At 44.0% G+C, this 1732-nt stretch carries 2 protein-coding genes and 2 riboswitches; both genes read left to right on the top strand.

The genetic code is table 11. The annotated features are described in order from the left end of the window. A partial coding sequence (locus TY10_RS30690) for an LPXTG cell wall anchor domain-containing protein (RefSeq protein WP_155986077.1) occupies window positions 1-507 on the top strand: 507 nt, incomplete at its 5' end. Between the two features lie 123 nt (window positions 508-630). Continuing rightward, a riboswitch (cyclic di-GMP riboswitch) is annotated at window positions 631-709 on the top strand. A gap of 53 nt (window positions 710-762) precedes the next feature. Next, a riboswitch (cyclic di-GMP riboswitch) is annotated at window positions 763-848 on the top strand. Window positions 849-861: 13 nt separating this feature from the next. Then, window positions 862-1665, top strand: coding sequence for a transglutaminase-like domain-containing protein (locus TY10_RS27915; protein ID WP_042171368.1), 804 nt, complete (start codon window positions 862-864; stop codon window positions 1663-1665). Window positions 1666-1732 lie beyond the last annotated feature (67 nt).

Consider the following 1732-nt stretch of genomic DNA (forward strand, 5'->3'; position numbering starts at 1 on the left):
ACACCAACGCCGGAGGCAACTCCGACACCAACGCCGGAGCCAACTCCGACACCAACGCCGGAGCCAACTCCGACACCAACGCCGGAGCCAACTCCGACACCAACGCCGGAGTCAACTCCGACACCAACGCCGGAGTCAACTCCGACACCAACGCCGGAGTCAACTCCGACACCAACGCCGGAGTCAACTCCGACACCAACGCCGGAGTCAACTCCAGCACCAACGCCTTCTTCGACACCAGATGAAGAAGTAGTAATAGACGACAATGAGAACCCATTGGGACCAGTCGATCAGGGTAACGATAGCGATACGGGGACATCGAATGATAAACCGGCTCCTACTGCAGTTGTTGGAAGTGATTCTGATTCTGTAGATGTTAATGAAGAAGTACCGCTCGGAGCATTGCCTAAGACAGGTGAGTCCAGTTCATCGCCGATTTATTTGGCAGGTGCTATGCTCGCATTGCTGGGTGGAGTATTGCTTCTTAAGAAGAAAAATAATGCATAAGTAATGTTAAACTCATTAGAGGACTAGTCCATAAAGGACTGGTCCCTATTTTTTTTCACTATACTATTAAAATAGAGTTGATTTTTTCATAGAATATGGTAATCTAGTACTAGACAAAGCTAATCACGATAACGGCAAACCTATCGAAAGATAGGGACGCAAAGCTATAGGGCCTTCCGTATGATGGCAGCCAGCTACCGAAAGAACCAGGCTTTTTTTATTTTGTTCAACAGCGAACGTATGTTCGAGAACTTTATACGATAATGGCAAACCTATCGAAAGGTAGGGACGCAAAGCTATAGGGCCTTTTCTCTTAATGAGATGGCAGCCTAGCCACCGAAGGGAGTTTTATCCATGCGTAAGCTAATTCTTATGCTCGTAGCCGTGTTTGTAATTACAACGTCGATTCAAGTGACAACAGCAGCTGCAAGCGCTGATGCACAATGGTTGGATACTGCTAACATTAATAATGGTACAGTTGGCGTTAAATATGATGTGAAGTCGAATGTGAAAACAAAAGTGATGGTAGCGAAAGGCAAAGACAACTATACATACACGCTGGCAAGCTCGAGCGAAGAAGTATTTCCACTGCAGCTTGGTAATGGAGACTACACGATTTCGATTCTTGAGAACACAACCGGCAACAAATATAAAGTAGTAAGCAAAGAAGTCGTTAGCTTGAAATTGAATGACACAAAGGTTGTTTTCCTTAACTCGGTACAAAACGTTAAATGGAGCAACACGAATAAAGCGATCCAAAAAGCTAAAGAACTGACAGCTAACAAAAAGAGCGATGCCGATAAAGTAAAAGCTATTTATGATTACATTATCAAAACCGTCGACTATGATTATGATTTGGCAAACAATTTGCCAACGGAGTACCTGCCAAGCATTGACCGCACTCTTAGCACGAAGAAAGATATTTGCTACGGTTACTCGGCACTGTTTGCAGCTATGCTTCGCAGCGTAGATATTCCGACTAAGCTGGTTATGGGTAACTCGACTTATGTAACTCAGTACCACGCTTGGAATGAAGTGTTCCTGGACGGCAAGTGGGTAACGATCGATACAACAGTTGATGCCGGTCTGAAAAAGTCGAATAAGAAATTCGAGCTTGTAAAAGAAGCTTCGAAATATACAACAGCAAAAGTATATTAATAGTAGTAAGAAAAAGAGGCTTGCGCGGGATGCGCGAGTCTCTTTTTTATCTATATAAAAAGAATCT

It is taken from the genome of Paenibacillus gorillae, assembly GCF_000513275.1.
Taxonomy (GTDB): Bacteria; Bacillota; Bacilli; order Paenibacillales; family Paenibacillaceae; genus Pristimantibacillus; species Pristimantibacillus gorillae.

Bases quoted from the DNA above. Each gene is read 5' to 3' on its own strand.
- TY10_RS27915 (WP_042171368.1), top strand. From the start codon at position 862: ATGCGTAAGCTAATTCTTATGCTCGTAGCCGTGTTTGTAATTACAACG.